Below are 16136 nucleotides of genomic sequence, written 5' to 3' on the forward strand. Positions count from 1 at the left end.
TATTATACTAACGAAATATAGTATATTATGGCTATTACTTGTTGTCAATCAATGGTTGCAGGAATGGATTATTTTTTAGCGCTTACTTTAATGATAGTGCCATCTTTTTCAACATTAGTGTTGATTTCAATAAAATCTACTTTTTCCATATTCGTAATTACTACAGGTGTAACAATTGACTTTCCTTTTTCCTTGATAAATTGGCGATCAAACTTAATAAGCTCATCTCCTACCCTAACTTTATCTCCACTCTGAATAATCCGTTCAAACCCTTTGCCATTAAGTTCCACTGTATCCATACCTATATGAATCAATATTTCAAGACCATTATCTGCAAGTAGCCCTATAGCATGATTTGTTGGGAATATCTGCACTATTTTGCCGTTACAAGGAGATTTAATAATATCTTCTTCTGGAATTATTGCAAACCCATCACCTAGCATTTTTTCAGAAAAAACTTTGTCATCAACCTCTTCTATTGGTATTATTTTTCCTGTGACAGGTGCTTTTATTTCAATAGTTCTATTTTTCTTCATAAAGTTAAGCATTTTCTTCCTCCATCAATTTTTTAAACACTACATCTATTGTTTACAAATTATTTATTTATTTTAAATTCTTCTACACTTTCTCTTGTATTTTTAATGTAATCAGATATAATTTCAAAATCGTTTTTGGTAATACCAACAAATAAAACATCTATAGCAGTTAATTGAGCAATTCTTGAAGCTATAGCTCCAACCCTTATGTTTTGCTCATTACCAGCCACACCTATATTAATATCTGAAATTTCACTTAATGGGTTTTTCCCATATTTAGTTATAGATATAGTAGTAGCACCTTTATCCTTTGCTTTTTTCATAGCTTTATAAACTTCAAGAGTTTTTCCACTATAAGATATTCCTATGGCAACATCGCTATTTTCAATATTTGCTGAAGATGCTAGCTGTGTGTGACTATCAATATATGAAATAACAGTCTTTTTTATTCTCATAAGCTTATATTGAAAATCTTTTGCTACTAATCCTGATGCACCCACACCAAATATATATATTATTTTACCCTTATTAATTGCATTTATAGCTTTTTCTACTTCCTTTTCATCCATAAGGTCTATAGTATTTTGAATAACTTTAGTATTCTCATAGGACAACTTTTGCATCATTTCACCTATTGTATCATGAGTAGTGATGTCTTCATACACTTTTTCTGTATTATTTCTTTGGCTCATGTCCTTCACTAAGTCTAGCTTCAAGTCCTGAAATCCATTATAGCCCATTTTTTTACAAAATCTTATTACACTTGCTGGGCTAATTTTTGAAAGCTTAGCAAGTTTTTGAACAGAAATAGTGGAAATTTCATTAGTATTGCTTAGAATGTACTCAGAAAGCTTTACCTCCGATTGTGTAAAATCCTGCTTTCTTTCATTAATTTTTAATATAATACTCATGTTAGCCCCCCGTTACTTCAAGTTTAAACTTATCTCCTGGCTTCAAAATATCAATTAATACTGAAGCCTCACTAGCATCAGCAATAACATTAACTCTTGAGTCTTTACACAATTCTTTCTTAGCTATCTGTAAATCTCCTTCATACCTTAAATAGTTTTCATTGTCTATTGTAACACAATACTTAAATCTTTCAATTGTATTATTAGGTATGATTGTCCCCTTTTTATAATGCCTTGCTTCTTGAGACCTAATAATGAATTCACCAGGGTCTTTTCTGTTAGTATGAACTTGCTCTATTATTTGTTTTTCTTCACTACTCATATTTAAATATGGCTTAATAGGGATTATTAAGATATCTTTGTTAATATTTGATAATTTTATGAGTTCATCCTTAGAAGCGCGGCTATCTCCTATTAAGACGGTATCAACTCCTAGCCTTAAAAGGTGTTGAGCCGAGATAACTGGATCTATATTTCTGTGCTTTTCTAATGTTGGTAGTCCTTCATAGATAGGTCCTCTTTTTATGTTTCTTGAGCTTATAAACGCAATTATTTCAAGTCCATATTCTTTGAATAACTGGTTTCTTTGATTGAATAAGTCCTCGGATATTCCAGTATCTTTTTTAGGATAATAGTTATGACATGCAATAATTTTTTCTAAATTACCACCATATTTTAAGATATCTTCAATATCATCCCTATCTAAAGTACTTGCATTAAGTGTTATATTAAAATCCTTATTTCTTGTAAGTTCAGCAATATCCTTATTGGAAAAACCAAAATCAAGTCTTAAAGAATAAATATTATACTTATTAATATCTAATTTTTCGTAGTATTTTTTTGAAATATCAGCGATTATTCTCATATTAAGCCTATTTGCTTCTGTTAAAATCTCAATTGCCTCTTCTTCAAATTTGCTATGAGTCTCTGGTATATGCAAAGAAGTAAACATAGTGTTTAAACCCATTTTACGAGCTTCGTTAATATACTCAATGTTTTCATTAAGTGAATTTTCCATTCCTGCGTATACTGATATTCCTAACATTATAATCACTCCAATACATAATATATTGAGGACAGTTGCAATTGCTACATGCCCTGTAACAGACCAACTGTCCTCTAATTCTTAGAATTAATTTAAATCAGAAACTTCTCTTTCCTTTATAAATGCATAGGTAATAATAAAGCCACCTATATATGATATCACTAAGCCTATAAAGTAGTTAAGCATAGAATCTGGCTTCATTAATGGAATAGCTGATATTCCAGATGGTCCCCATGCACTTGCCATGACATTTTGAAGCATAATAAAGGCTCCACCAAATCCAGCACCTAGCCCAGCTGTAATAAATGGCTTTCCAAGAGGTAATGTAACTCCGTATATTAAAGGCTCTCCAATTCCCAAAATACCTGCTGGTAAAGCACCAGAAATAATTTGCTTTAATTTATGATTGTTAACCTTTTTAGCTTTAATATATATTGCTATGGCTGCACCTACTTGTCCGGCTCCAGCCATTGCTAATACCGGGAATAATGATACTCCACCCATAGCTTCTAACTGAACAGCATAGATTGGAATTAATCCATGATGCAATCCTAGCAGCACCATTGGCAAAAATATAGCTGACAAAACATATCCTGATATAATGCTTACAATAGGTATATTTGATGATACCAATACACCTAATGCTTTAACCAGCCAATCTGATATGAATCCAGAAACTGGCATGATAACAAATATCATTCCAAGTGCCATTATGAGTAAGGTAACAACTGGAGTAACTATTAGGTCTAGTACTTCTGGAACAGCTTTTCTAACTCTCTTTTCAACCTTAGATAAAATAAACACACCAATAATTACACCAATGACTCCACCTTTACCAGATCTAAGAATTGACTCTAATGGAGAATTAGCATTAAACATCCCTATAGATTGAGAAATACTATTGATTTGCTCCATTACAGTTAGGGCCCCGATCATACCACCAAGACCTTCTGTAGCACCAAATTGTTTCGCAGCATTTATGCCAGTAAAAATCGTAAAGTATCCAAGGAAGGATCCTCCTAGTAAGGATAGTATCAATTGAGTAATATTCCATAAATTACTTGTTGGGAGGCTTCCAGTACTTTGAAGGTTTGTTATAAGACCCGCAAATCCGTTAAATATACCTGCAGCTATGACTGCTGGAATTAAAGGAATAAATATCTCACCGATAGTTCTAAGACCTTGTTTAAATTTATTTTGCTTTTGCTTTCCCTTTATCATCTTCTTGTTTGTTTCCCAATTTTCACCAACCTTAAGATCAGGTGATAAGTTTACGTTTTCCTTTAGGATATTACAAAGCTTTGCTGCTTTTCCTGGGCCAACAACAATCTGCAAGGTTTCATCCTCAACAACACCCATAACTCCATCTAGAGCTTTAAGCTCTTTCATTTTAACTAAGCTTGGATCTTTTAATTTAACCCTCAAGCGAGTCATACAGTTTGTGGCATGTTCAATGTTCCCCTCACCACCAATTAGTTCAACAATCTTTAAAACTAATTCCTTATTATTCATCCGACACCCCTCCATTTTAGTATTTATTTGCTTATTCAACAATTAAGACTTATGAGCTTTTATTGCTCTGCTTAAATGCCCACCATGTTTATTAAGAATTTCCTCCGCTTCCTTTAACCCTAATCCAGTTTTTATCATGAAAATAGATGTCTTAACATTATAATTCGTTTTTTCAAGAAATTCAGTTGCTGTTTCTCTATTAGCCTCTGTAACTTGCATGACTATTTTCTTGCATCTTTCAATTAACTTTAGATTTTTTGCCTGAAGATCCACCATTAGGTTTTGGTAAACCTTTCCTAATTTAATCATTGCAGATGTTGTAAGCATATTTAGCACCATTTTTTGTGCAGTACCAGCTTTCATTCTAGTTGAACCTGCTATAACTTCTGGACCTACTACAGGAGATATGGAAATGTCAGCTAATTTTGAAATGTCAGAATTAGGATTACACGTAACTCCAATAGTATTCACACCGATTTCCTTGGAATATTCTAGTCCCCCTATAACATAAGGTGTTCTCCCACTTGCTGCTATTCCCACAAGTATATCTTTTGAATTAAAATCTATCTCTTTTAACTGTCTAAATGCTTCCTCTTTACTATCTTCTGCACCTTCAACCGCATCTCTTATTGCCCTGCTTCCACCTGCAATAAGCCCTTGAATCAAACTCTCACTAACTCCAAAAGTAGGTGGACACTCAGAAGCATCTAAAATTCCAAGTCTTCCACTGGTCCCAGCACCTATATATATTAACCTCCCACCGTTACTCAGCTTTTCTGAAATTAAATCTACAGCCTGTGCAATATTTGGAAGCTCTTTCTCAACTGCTAATGCTACCTTTTTATCTTCTTCATTAATCATTTTAACTATATCTATTGTATCTGCTTCATCAATATTAAGCGTATTTTGGTTCCTTGCTTCTGTAACTAATTTGTTTAATTCGTCATTCATTTCATCACCTCGTTGTAAATATTCAGTATATTTATATAATAACATTAATGAAATAATGTTTCAACATTTTAATTTATTTTTTGAACATTGTTTCAAAACGAAGAGGATGTTTCATTGTCATAAATTAAGCTTGAAACTTAATGATTATCAATTTCCTGGTCTCTTATGCCAGATAGTGTCTTCAATAATTGATTTTCATCATTACTAAATACTAAGGAAGATTGATTATTAAAGATATTTGCTGTAATATAGATATCTGAAAGACTTTTTACATTAACAGATAGTTTTATTCGACTTAAAAGGGGTAGAGAAAAATGGTATTTAGTAGTTTAGTTTTTTTATTTTTATTCTTGCCAATTGTTCTAATTTGCTATTATCTATCAAGTGATAGATTTAGAAATTATATACTGTTAATGGCAAGTTTATTTTTTTACGCATGGGGAGAGCCAAAATATATATATTTGATGATATTATCAATAATCGTTAATTACTCGATAGGCTTTAAAGTCGAGCCTGATTCAAAAGGAAATAGAAAGTTATGGCTATGTATATCGGTTATTTTTAATTTAGGTTTATTAATTATATTTAAATATTCAGACTTTTTATTTGGTATAGAAGGTATTAAATTACCTCTTGGAATATCTTTTTTTACATTTCAAACAATGAGTTACATAATAGATATTTACAGGAAAGATGGTAAGGTTCAAAAAAATATATTTGATTTAGCATTATATATAAGCTTGTTCCCACAACTTGTTGCAGGTCCCATAGTAAGATACCAAACGGTGGACAAGCAGATAAACAAAAGGAACCATTCATTAGAAAAATTTGCTGATGGAGTTAATAGATTTGTATTAGGATTATCTAAAAAGGTTATATTAGCAAATCAACTAGCATTAGTAGCAGATGGAGTGTTTAAGACAAATGTCGCTGACTTGTCAGTTATTGAAGCTTGGATTGGAATAATATGCTATACACTTCAAATATATTTTGATTTTAGCGGTTACAGTGATATGGCTATAGGACTTGGAAAGATGTTTGGTTTTGATTTCTTAGAAAATTTTAAGTACCCCTATATATCACAATCAGTGTCTGAATTTTGGAGAAGATGGCATATTTCTTTAGGAAGCTGGTTCAGAGATTATGTATATATCCCATTAGGAGGAAATAGAGTATCTAAAATAAAATTATTTAGAAATTTACTTGTAGTATGGATTTTAACTGGTTTATGGCATGGTGCTAATTGGACATTTATAATATGGGGACTGTATTATGGAGCTTTTATAGTTCTAGAAAAAGCATTATTAGAGAAACTAATTTATAGATTACCTAGAGTATTTAGACATATTTATCTATTATTTATTGTTATTATTGGATGGGTTTTCTTTAGATCAAACGATATAAATCAAGCTATGAAGTTTATAAAAGTTATGATGGGTTTTGACTCAAATCCACTTTTAAATAACAAGCTTACAATATATATAATTGACTATTGGTATATAATCATTGCATCCATAGTACTTTCAACACCAATAATAGAAAAAATAAAGGCTTTAGCAGTTAGAATAAATAAATATGCATTTCAAAATGATTTAGTTTATGCATTTCATAGTTTGATTCTTATAACGTGCATGCTTATAGTTATAGTTTTGTTAAATAGTTCTAGTTATAATCCATTTTTATACTTTAGATTTTAGAAAGAAGTGATATTGAAGATGAATAAGAAAAAAGCCAAATATATAGTAATTCCATTTTTAGTAATTATATTCGGGTTCTTTTTAATGAATATATTGTGTCCAGATAAAAAGTTCAGTATTACAGAGAATAGAAACTTAGCAAAAAAACCAACTGTTGAGGACATAGTTAATAGTACTTATGCTTCTAAGTTTGAAAAATATTATACAGATCAATTTGTTTTCAGAGAAAAAATGATATGTTTCAATAGAATGTCTGAAATGAAATTAAATAAAAGTATGGTTGGTAATTACTACCTAGGTGAGGATAACTGGATTTTAGGCATGTTTCCTAAGATTTTAACACCTGATAATATAGATAATTACTCTGATGCTATAAATTCATTATCGCAACTAAGTCAAGGTATGGGAAAGGATGTATACTTTACACTAACACCTCATAAAACAAATATGCTGAAACATTTGTACCCTAAATATGTAGATAATATGAATAATATTAATATTAATAAAGATAATTTCAAATCAAATTTAAACTCCAACTTTATAATATTTTTAGATATTGATGAATATATGTTAAGTAAGTTTAGTGAAAAAGAACGTGAGAGATTATATTTTAAAACTGACCATCACTGGAATGGTGTAGGTGCTTTTGAGGGATTTAAGCTGATGGCTCAAAAAATGGAGCTTGGAGTATCTTCTGAGAAACTAGAAGATCATTTTAGTAAATATAAAACTAAGGTCTGTAGTGATAAAAATTTTATTGGAAGCTATAATAGAAATATTGATATGTTGGTTAAAGAGAGAGAGTATCTAAGCTACATTTATTTGGAAGGTGGTAAATATGAGTATTTCTTAAATAATGGAAAAAAAGATGAGAAAGTTAAGGAAGAAGATGTTATTGCCACTTTAAGAAACAAAGATAAATGGGACTATGGTGGAGCTTATATTAGAGGTGCTCAATGTAATATGTTAAAGATAAGAAATAAAAATTCTCTAACTGATAAAAAAATTCTTGTTTTTAGAGATTCATATCAAGCACCTACAACTTTGTTATTAGCTGATTTATTTAATGAAGTCCAACTTGTTGACCCTAGAAATATAGGAAATATAGAAATGAGTTATGAACAGATTATACAAAGTACTGATGCTGATATTGTTATGTTTATGTATAATAGTTCTGGATTTGACTCAATGATTAAAAGTATGATTGACAAAGGAATTAAGTAAAAAAAATGTAGGCAAGTAAAAATGACTTTTACTTGCCTGCTTAACTTAGCAACTTAATTTTTTTCATTTTTAAATATCTCGCAAATTTTTATAATACCCTCTGAAGAAAATCTCTTCTTAAACTTTCTTTTTACTTTTCTATAATATGAAAACCTAAGCATAGAATGCTCTTCAAGTTGCCTAATATATTTTCTACTAAACATTTTTTTATTCTTAGATACAGCTTCGAATATCATTATTATACAACTTTCATATATGACTTTTTTTAGCTTTGCAGAATCACCTATTGAAAAAATATTTGCTTTATCCAATACATTTTCAATAAACCAAAGCAATTTATTCACCAATCTGTCTAAAGTCCATTTATTTGCCATTTGTGAGAATGTCGTCATATGCCCATTTTGGATATCCTCTTCAACATCCTGCAAATCATCTATCAGTTGCAAAAACACACCGTATCCGAACATAAAATCTGCTTCTTCCTCTGTGAGTTCTCCTCTTACAAGATAGGAATCTGTTAATACTGAAGTTCCTCCTTTTTCAAAGCTAATGCCTAATATATCCCTCTCATATGGTATACTTGCTCCTCTTTGCTGTACTAAGCTTTTTTCTTGTGCTGAGTGTATTGACAAAAGACTTTCAAATACTTGAGAGTAATTTGGCCTTGGAAATTCTCCTTCTATTTTTTGGACAAGATTATATACATTCTTCTCGTGCAAATTAGATAGTTCAGTTTGTTCACCTAGCAGCCATTTTCTAAATTTATCGTTAAAAACTCTTTTGTCATTAACAGAGATATTAGTATCATCTAAATAATTATCACTATATGGATATAACATACTGTATGCAAAAATAGAAGGTGTTAGTTCTGCTCTCATATCATAAAATATTTGTATGCTATTCATAATCCATACATTTCTAATAGCTTGAAAAATATCATACACTTCAATACTAGAATCAAATTTTTTGGCTTCATCAATAAAAGCTTCAGTTATTTCTGAATATCCCTTGTCTATAAAAAAGTCTATAAGACTTTCTTCATATCCAGAAATATTTGACTCAAATTCCTTTATTAATTCTAATATTTTATCCCTCCATATGCTCTTCTGTTCTTCATCTACAGTCACTTCATTTAATAGTTTAAAAAGTTTTTTTCTAAACACTTCAACTTTTCTCTCATTCTTAAGTTTGTCAAAAAAACTTATTTTTCTATTAATTTTGGGGCAGCTACACTCAGTCTCCCACCATAAAGATAAATATTTGAACTTTAGATTCTGAACTAGACTGTTTATATCTCCTGGATAGTTAGCATTATTAATCATCTTATTATCATAAACTAAATCTTTCATTATCTTTCATCACCCAATTAATTCAATAGTATTTATTATTTATTTCATTCCTTCCATAACAATATTTTACTTTATATAGTATTCTATGCTCCTCATATATTTCCTTTAAAATAGGATATGCTTCAAAAAGCAAGCAAGAACCGTCTCAACTTGCTTTGAGTAGTACAGATTGATATATAAGAAATGAAAATTTATTTACATTTTTGCAATAATCATATTTCTACATTTTTTACATTTAATGTATTCTATAATTAATTAAAAATACAAAAAGGAGAGATGAGTGTGAAAAAATTTACAAGCTTATTTTTAATAGGAGTAATTTTGTTAGTATTTGGTTCAGTAGGCTTTGCAGCTCCAGCAGCTCCATTCACAGATGTTATGGTCTATGCCGTAGGATCAGAACAATATGGGGATTATGAATATATAGATTATAATCAATTCACTACATTAGAAGATCATGGCGGAACCCCTTTTTACATTGTAACTGCTGACTTTGGGTATAGTAGACAAAGTAGTCGTATTGCAAAATTAAATGGAATTAAACTAAATCTTGTTTACACAGATTATGTAGATACAAATGGAGATTCAATAGTAGATGTCTTTTTATATTATTGGGATGCTAGTGGTCAAACAGGAGGAAATTTCACTTATCAAGCTACTTCTGAGAACTATCCATGGAATACTTATAGTGACTCAATCATAATAAAATAGTAAATAATAGAAGCATCTATTTTAAAATAGATGCTTCTATTATTTACTAATTTTTTTAAGATAACTAGCTGATTTCATGAAAGCATTATATCCTGACATATTACCATAAGATAATTGATTTTTAGCTCTTTCTTCAAATGCTTTTATCCAATCTTTTTTCCCTTTGTAAAATAGTGATATATCACTATTCTCTTTAACTCCAGGAAGCTTTGATATATCCAAAGTAATGTGCCCTAATTCTAAGAGTGAAATTTCTTTTGCTTTATAAAGTTCTCGACCTATCTCACATATGTCATCAAATGTGGCATTTCTGACATCAAATCTTTCACTAAGTTTCTTCCATATATCGTTATTAGCTTCTTCCTTACTTTGGAAATTTGTGTTTATTTTAGTGTCCTGACTATTAGGATAACTTTTTTTATCGCTTGTTTGATAATAATTGTTAACTTGATTGTATGAAGAAATTCTCAACTCTATCTCTCCTTAGATTGTTTTTTTGATTTCACTATAAATATCGACAGAGTTTTATTAAAGATTTACATTTTTTGAAATAATTTTTAAATCAGACTTTTTATATAGTCTGTTTTCTACAATTACTCAAAAAAGGTGAAGTAGCCCATATCAGATGGGCTATTTCTATTTAACTCATTGTCTTAAATGTTATAGCTACCTTGAACAAATCTCCATCTACACTAACGTCTATACTTCCATCTTGAAGTTCCACTAGACTCTTAGCAATAGCAAGACCAAGTCCAGAGCCTTCTGTACTACGAGATCTATCACCTCTTGTAAATCTCTCTGTAATCTCTTGTCCATCGAAGTTCATTTCATAATTAGATATATTCTTAAATATTAAACTAACTGATGTTTGATTTTCTATGACATCAATATATACCCTAGAGTTTGGCATACTATATTTGAAAATGTTACTCATAATATTTTCAAATACTCGATAGGTTCTTCTTCCGTCTAACTCACAAAATATTTCGCCTTCTGGAGCCTTAACTTTTATTTGAAGACCACTACCTTTGATTACCTCTTCTAGCTCCCCTAAGGTTTGTCTCAAAAGAGATATAACATCTACTTTCTCTATATGCAATTCAATATTACCACTACTTGCTTTACTTGCTTCAAATAAGTCTTCCAGCAACACTTTTAGTCTTTTTGATTTTTGATCTAATATATTAATATATTCTTGTCTGGCCTCTTCAGTAATATCCTCCTCTTTAAGAAGATCTACATAAGTGATAATAGAAGTAAGTGGAGTTCTTAAGTCATGAGAAACATTGCTAATCAGCTCTGTTTTCATATGCTGACTCTTAACTTCCTTCTCTATGGCTAGCTTAAAGCCTTCTTTAATCTTATTTAATTCTTTAAAAATAGGGCTAAGTATTCCATGCTCTTCATCAGCTGTTATCTCAAAATTACCTGTAGCTAGATTACTACTAGCCTCATGTAACTCTTTTAGCTGTTCACTCGTCTTTAGTAAATACTTAAATAAGAAAACTGTATAGGCTATAGCTAGTAATATACCTAATGGTCCTGTTATCGCAATCATCAACAGAAGTACAAAGTTAATTCCTAATAAGAGTACTAGCTTTTTGTAAACTTCCTCTCTAATATCAACCTTTATAGCTGCTAGAACTAATGCTTTGGTACGCTTTAAAACAAGCAATAATATTTTCCCAAAAATACTTCTTTTAAGCACACCCTCTTTAAAACCTTCATGATAAGCATACTTTAAATAGCTGACACTTAAATATGTCATTAAAAATAATATAAAGGTAATAGGTATACCAATGATATAAAATGTAGCATTACCATGATAAATTATATCAGATAAATTAAAGCCATTATTGCCATAGTAGCCATAGTCATCTAGTATGACTATACCCCAAATAGAAGCATAAAGAAAGGCTGCCCACAGTAATACTTTAAATTCTAAATACATCCTATTATAAAAACTGTTAGCACTTATTTTTCTTTGTAGTGAATAAGGAACCATTAAAGTAATAAGTAGTAATATCAGCATACTAACTGCACCTATAATTAATATTAGCATGCCATAATCATTTATTACACAGAATCGTCTCACATCATGTGCAAAAAAATCTTCATAAGTACTAAAGTTTGGAGGAACTAAGTAGGCAATTTTTATATTTGCATATTCTTTTTGGTTTTGATCGTTAATATTCATAGAATCTAAAAATCTTCTATTAAATACATCCCCTAAAGAGCTTGATAAAAACGGCTTACCATTTCCGTCAAAGGTTATATACAAATAAAATTGACTGTCCTTTCTAAGTTGTTCAACAGTTGCTTCTGTTGCATCTGGTATATTGCTGCCTATACGATTTCCTGCTGCATCTGTTATATAAAACTGAACACTCTTTACATCTGCATATCGTGAATTATACCAGGAGGTCTCACCTAGCCTTGATTGGTCTAATGCTCTAGTTAACCCAGATAAGCCCCTAATAAATTCATAGCTAGATATATATTCATTTATATTATTTTCATCAGGTAAAGAATAATTTCTAATAGGCATATAACTGCTTACAGAAATAATAGCATATAATAATATACCCAAGATTACAGCAGCAGTATAAGACCATCTTCCATTAGGAATTTTAGATTTATCTAAATACTCTTCAGTTCTCATATCTCCGTTAGTGGCTTCATCTCCACTACTTTCATATACCTCTATTTCATTGTTCAAACTTGTATCCAATCCCCCACACCACCTTTAAATATTTTGGTTCCTTTGGATTAATTTCTATTTTTTCTCTTATCCTCCGAATATGAACTGTAACTGTGTCAGGATTAAAGGCTGGCTCCTGCCATACCCTTTCATATATCTCTTGTATAGAAAAAACTCTATTAGGGTGTCTCATAAGTAATGATAGAATCTTATACTCTGTAGGGGTTACCTTAACAACCTCTCCTTCTACTAGTACTTCTTTACTTTCATCTCTTAACTCAATGCCACCTATTTTAATAGTGTTTTCATTAGAAGTAGTGATTCCATTAGAATAGCTAGTATATCGCCTTAAATTTGAATTAACCCTTGCTAATAACTCCAATGGATTAAATGGCTTAGTAACATAATCATCTGCTCCAATATTGAGACCCCATATTTTATCCATGTCTTCACTTTTGGCAGAAAGAATAATAATAGGCACTGTACTATTTTCCCTTATTTTAATAGTGGCCTTTGTCCCGTCTAACACAGGCATCATCATATCCATAATAATAAGATGGATTTCTTCTCTTTCAAATATCTGCAAAGCTGCTTGACCATCATAGGCTTTAAATACATTGTAATTTTGATTTTTTAGATAAACTTCAATCGCATCCGCTATTTCTTTTTCATCGTCTACCACAAGAATATTGTACATATACTCTTATTCACTCCTAACTCCTTTTGAGATATCTCTATAACTATAATAGCATAGACTTTTTACATTTATATTATCATAATCCTTACAAATTTCTTAAGGAAAAGTCTCATATTATTGAAAATGTTGCTTAAGTAGCGGTTTATTAAAACAAAAAAGACCATCCTTTGAACTGACCTCCCAATCGTTAGATTTTTAGGTCTAACTTTTGGGGGTCAGTTCATTTTAAAGGATGGTCTTTTTACTTATTAGTATTTATATCTTAATTGTTATCATGTAACTAGTTTTCATGCTTACTAAATAGCTATTTAATAGATTCTGCAATCTTTATTAATTCATCTTTTGAAATCTCTCCTCTTCCTGATAGAGCATAAATAGTGTTATTATTTTCCCAGTCAATATTTCTGTTATTATATATTACAGCATCTGCACCATTAATTTTTATTTGTTCAACTTCACTCGCTCCCGTTGCATATGCTGTTTCTTCGTCAGCATATCTTTGCTGCATATAAATATACTTTTCTGTTTCTTCATTGGTAAAATATAAGCTAACATATTTTGTATTGCTTACAACACCATTTTCATCTTTAAAAAACTCTGCTTTGTCAAATTTATATCCCTCTGGTAAATAGCTAGGAAGGATAACATTAAAGCAAGTGTATTTATTTATTTCACTAGAATCTCTAACTACTAGTGTTTGTACTTTTTTCATTTCTTCTCTTTCTGATACAGTTGTGATTTCATCATTGTTAAATCTAGCAATTTCTTCTCCGCCAGCTGTGTAATATTTCCCAGTATATTCACTTGAAAATACTTCTATTGGTTTTCCATCCTTATCAAATATTTTTCCTTTAAATTGCTCTGGAACAGGGGATGTTTTTATCTCAGGAGTACTACTTTCTTCGTAAACTGTGATATGACCTAATGATATAGTATTGACTATTTTTCCAACTAAATCCTGTGCAAATGATGTTTGCATGAAAGGAATGCCTATAACACATACTAATGCTGCTGCAACTACAGAACGTTTTAATTTACTTGATTTCTTCATACCAGTCTCTCCTTTATACCTATCAATATTTTTCAAAACTCTATCCATTACTGCTTTTCTGTCACTACCTGCGCTAAAATCTTTATCTCCTAAAAACTTACCTAATTCCAAAAGATCATCGCATTCTCTTGATTCTGTTTTACTGCTATCTTGTATACCTTTTAAATAAGCATCCATTTGTATAGAAAACTTTTCTTCAATGCTCTTTTTACTCATATCAATCCCTCTCTTTCAATTTGCTGCTTTAGCTTTTTCAATGAGCGATATAATATTACTCCAACATTACTTTCAGTAATGTCTAATATTTCTGCGATATCTTTGTTTCTTAGGTTAGCTCCAAACTTAAGTGCTATAATATTTCTTTCTCTTTTATTCAAAACATCCATCGTCTGTAAAAGATTATCATTCATCTCTTCTGATACTATCATTTCTTCTGGTGTTTTTTCCTTTGATACCAATTCCTTAATTGTATCGATAGAGAATACCCTTTGAATTTTTAAGCTTCTATAATAATCATTTACTACATTTCTAGCTATAGCAAACAGCCATACTTCAAATGGTGACTTTTTTTCAGAATATGTATTTATTTTTAATAATATTTTTTCAAAAACTTGACTTGTCAAATCTTCTGTCGTATAGTGGCTGTTTACTCTATAATAAATATAGTTGTAAACTCTTTTATAGTAAGCTTCAAAGATATAATCAGCTTCTCTTTCGCCATGTAAATTGTCTTTTGTCTCTTCCTTATTTAGACTATTTGTTAAAATAACCTGTTGCATACTCGAGTCCCCACCTCTTTCCTAGGTTTTGTTACTTAGCTAAGTATTTTTATATTTTCATATGTTAATACGTAAATTTTAGCATTTCATTACATGTTGCCTTAAAAATTTTCGGCTAAATGATAAAAATTTTTATAAAACCTTATTTTATAAGTAAAAAACGAGTCACAAGGACTCGTTTTTGTATCGTTAGGATATATCATCTATAGTGCAATTTTAAGCTTTTTCTAAAATAAATATAAATTAGTCATCTACTATTTTTGCAACAATTTTTTCTGCTAAAGGAATTGCTATATTAGCTAAAGGTATTGATATAGCTATTCCAACTAATGAAGAATTAATAAAAGCTTTTAAGAAGTCTTTTGTAAATCCAACATTTATTATTACCATAAAAAATGCAATTGGTACTGATATTAATATTGCAGCTAAACAAGAAAATATAATACCCTTATACTTTTTGTTTATTTTCAATTAATAATCCCCCTTTAGGTTATTGCAATTCATGCTATATTATTGGGCTTAGCCAATGCTTTTAAAGACATATCCTTTAATAATTCAGATACTTCTTTAATTTTATCATTACTAATATCAATTGATATAATTTTATCCCAGGATTTTAAAGCTTCATCTATCCGTTCTTTTATTAATAATGCCTTTTGTGTAACACAAACCTTATATGACCTTTTATCATCTTCATCTTTAAATCTTTCTATATATCCTTTCCCCTCAAGGCTTTTTAAACTTCTTGCAGTTAAGGCCTTGTCAATATAATACATAGACGATAATTCCTCTTGATTTAGTTCTTTATTTTCGTATAGCTTTATTAAAAAAATATACTCTGAAGATGTTATATTTAAATCCTTTAGTTGGTTATTAATATAGACTTGGAATTGTCTGTATAAAATAGAAATCCATTTCCCTAATTCTTCGTATATATTTTCCATAATTTATCACCTATTTTAAGTATACTTC

Annotated in this window: 16 protein-coding genes; 3 read left to right on the plus strand and 13 right to left on the minus strand. The window is 30.2% G+C overall.

From position 1 onward, the window contains the following. Nucleotides 1-68: 68 nt before the first annotated feature. The 5 genes from HNR33_RS10655 to murQ form a co-directional block, all read right to left on the minus strand. Nucleotides 69-548 carry a PTS sugar transporter subunit IIA gene (locus HNR33_RS10655; protein WP_429083145.1) on the minus strand — a complete coding sequence of 160 codons (480 nt, stop codon included), beginning with the start codon at nt 546-548 and terminating at the stop codon, nt 69-71. 47 nt (nt 549-595) lie between these two features. Continuing rightward, nucleotides 596-1447, minus strand: a complete 852-nt coding sequence (locus HNR33_RS10660; RefSeq protein WP_429083146.1) for a MurR/RpiR family transcriptional regulator — start codon at nt 1445-1447, stop codon at nt 596-598. 1 nt (nt 1448) lies between these two features. After that, complete coding sequence (locus HNR33_RS10665; protein ID WP_429083147.1) at nt 1449-2492, minus strand: MupG family TIM beta-alpha barrel fold protein; 1044 nt, start codon at nt 2490-2492, stop codon at nt 1449-1451. An 87-nt stretch (nt 2493-2579) separates the two neighbouring features. After that, complete coding sequence (locus HNR33_RS10670) at nt 2580-4004, minus strand: PTS transporter subunit EIIC (protein WP_429083149.1); 1425 nt, start codon at nt 4002-4004, stop codon at nt 2580-2582. A 42-nt stretch (nt 4005-4046) separates the two neighbouring features. Further along, nucleotides 4047-4955, minus strand: coding sequence for an N-acetylmuramic acid 6-phosphate etherase (gene murQ, locus HNR33_RS10675; RefSeq protein WP_429083151.1), 909 nt, complete (start codon nt 4953-4955; stop codon nt 4047-4049). Between the two features lie 314 nt (nt 4956-5269). Between murQ and HNR33_RS10680 the strand changes: the two genes are divergently transcribed. Together HNR33_RS10680 and HNR33_RS10685 are read left to right on the plus strand one after the other, a co-directional pair. Beyond that, nucleotides 5270-6652, plus strand: coding sequence for an MBOAT family O-acyltransferase (locus HNR33_RS10680; protein WP_429083152.1), 1383 nt, complete (start codon nt 5270-5272; stop codon nt 6650-6652). An 18-nt stretch (nt 6653-6670) separates the two neighbouring features. Beyond that, nucleotides 6671-7876: an alginate O-acetyltransferase AlgX-related protein gene (locus HNR33_RS10685; RefSeq protein ID WP_429083154.1), complete on the plus strand. Its 1206-nt coding sequence runs from the start codon at nt 6671-6673 to the stop codon at nt 7874-7876. Nucleotides 7877-7929: 53 nt separating this feature from the next. On the opposite strand, the gene HNR33_RS10690 is transcribed toward HNR33_RS10685, so the two are convergent. Then, nucleotides 7930-9225 carry a hypothetical protein gene (locus tag HNR33_RS10690; RefSeq protein ID WP_429083155.1) on the minus strand — a complete coding sequence of 432 codons (1296 nt, stop codon included), beginning with the start codon at nt 9223-9225 and terminating at the stop codon, nt 7930-7932. Between the two features lie 282 nt (nt 9226-9507). Between HNR33_RS10690 and HNR33_RS10695 the strand changes: the two genes are divergently transcribed. Next, nucleotides 9508-9936 carry a DUF4879 domain-containing protein gene (locus tag HNR33_RS10695; protein WP_429083157.1) on the plus strand — a complete coding sequence of 143 codons (429 nt, stop codon included), beginning with the start codon at nt 9508-9510 and terminating at the stop codon, nt 9934-9936. 39 nt (nt 9937-9975) lie between these two features. Here HNR33_RS10695 and HNR33_RS10700 read toward each other — a convergent pair whose 3' ends face one another. From HNR33_RS10700 to HNR33_RS10730, 7 genes are all read right to left on the minus strand, one after another. Next, nucleotides 9976-10407: a hypothetical protein gene (locus HNR33_RS10700; protein WP_429083158.1), complete on the minus strand. Its 432-nt coding sequence runs from the start codon at nt 10405-10407 to the stop codon at nt 9976-9978. A 169-nt stretch (nt 10408-10576) separates the two neighbouring features. Then, the gene (locus HNR33_RS10705) at nt 10577-12667 is read right to left on the minus strand and encodes a sensor histidine kinase (RefSeq protein ID WP_429083159.1); all 2091 of its coding nucleotides are present in this window, start codon (nt 12665-12667) and stop codon (nt 10577-10579) included. Beyond that, nucleotides 12645-13334, minus strand: coding sequence for a response regulator transcription factor (locus HNR33_RS10710; RefSeq protein ID WP_429083161.1), 690 nt, complete (start codon nt 13332-13334; stop codon nt 12645-12647). The genes HNR33_RS10705 and HNR33_RS10710 overlap by 23 nt, the downstream gene beginning before the upstream one ends. A 304-nt stretch (nt 13335-13638) precedes the next feature. Further along, nucleotides 13639-14601 carry a DUF4367 domain-containing protein gene (locus HNR33_RS10715; RefSeq protein ID WP_429083162.1) on the minus strand — a complete coding sequence of 321 codons (963 nt, stop codon included), beginning with the start codon at nt 14599-14601 and terminating at the stop codon, nt 13639-13641. Continuing rightward, nucleotides 14598-15164 (minus strand): sigma-70 family RNA polymerase sigma factor, encoded by a 567-nt coding sequence (locus HNR33_RS10720; protein WP_429083164.1) that lies wholly within the window; start codon nt 15162-15164, stop codon nt 14598-14600. Before HNR33_RS10720 ends, HNR33_RS10715 begins: the two co-directional genes overlap by 4 nt. A 243-nt stretch (nt 15165-15407) precedes the next feature. Further along, nucleotides 15408-15635, minus strand: coding sequence for a DUF2798 domain-containing protein (locus tag HNR33_RS10725; protein ID WP_429083166.1), 228 nt, complete (start codon nt 15633-15635; stop codon nt 15408-15410). A 29-nt stretch (nt 15636-15664) separates the two neighbouring features. After that, nucleotides 15665-16108 carry a MarR family winged helix-turn-helix transcriptional regulator gene (locus HNR33_RS10730; RefSeq protein WP_429083167.1) on the minus strand — a complete coding sequence of 148 codons (444 nt, stop codon included), beginning with the start codon at nt 16106-16108 and terminating at the stop codon, nt 15665-15667. Nucleotides 16109-16136 lie beyond the last annotated feature (28 nt).

The sequence above is a fragment of the Brassicibacter mesophilus genome, assembly GCF_050433385.1.
GTDB lineage: Bacteria > Bacillota > Clostridia > Tissierellales > Proteiniboraceae > Brassicibacter > Brassicibacter mesophilus.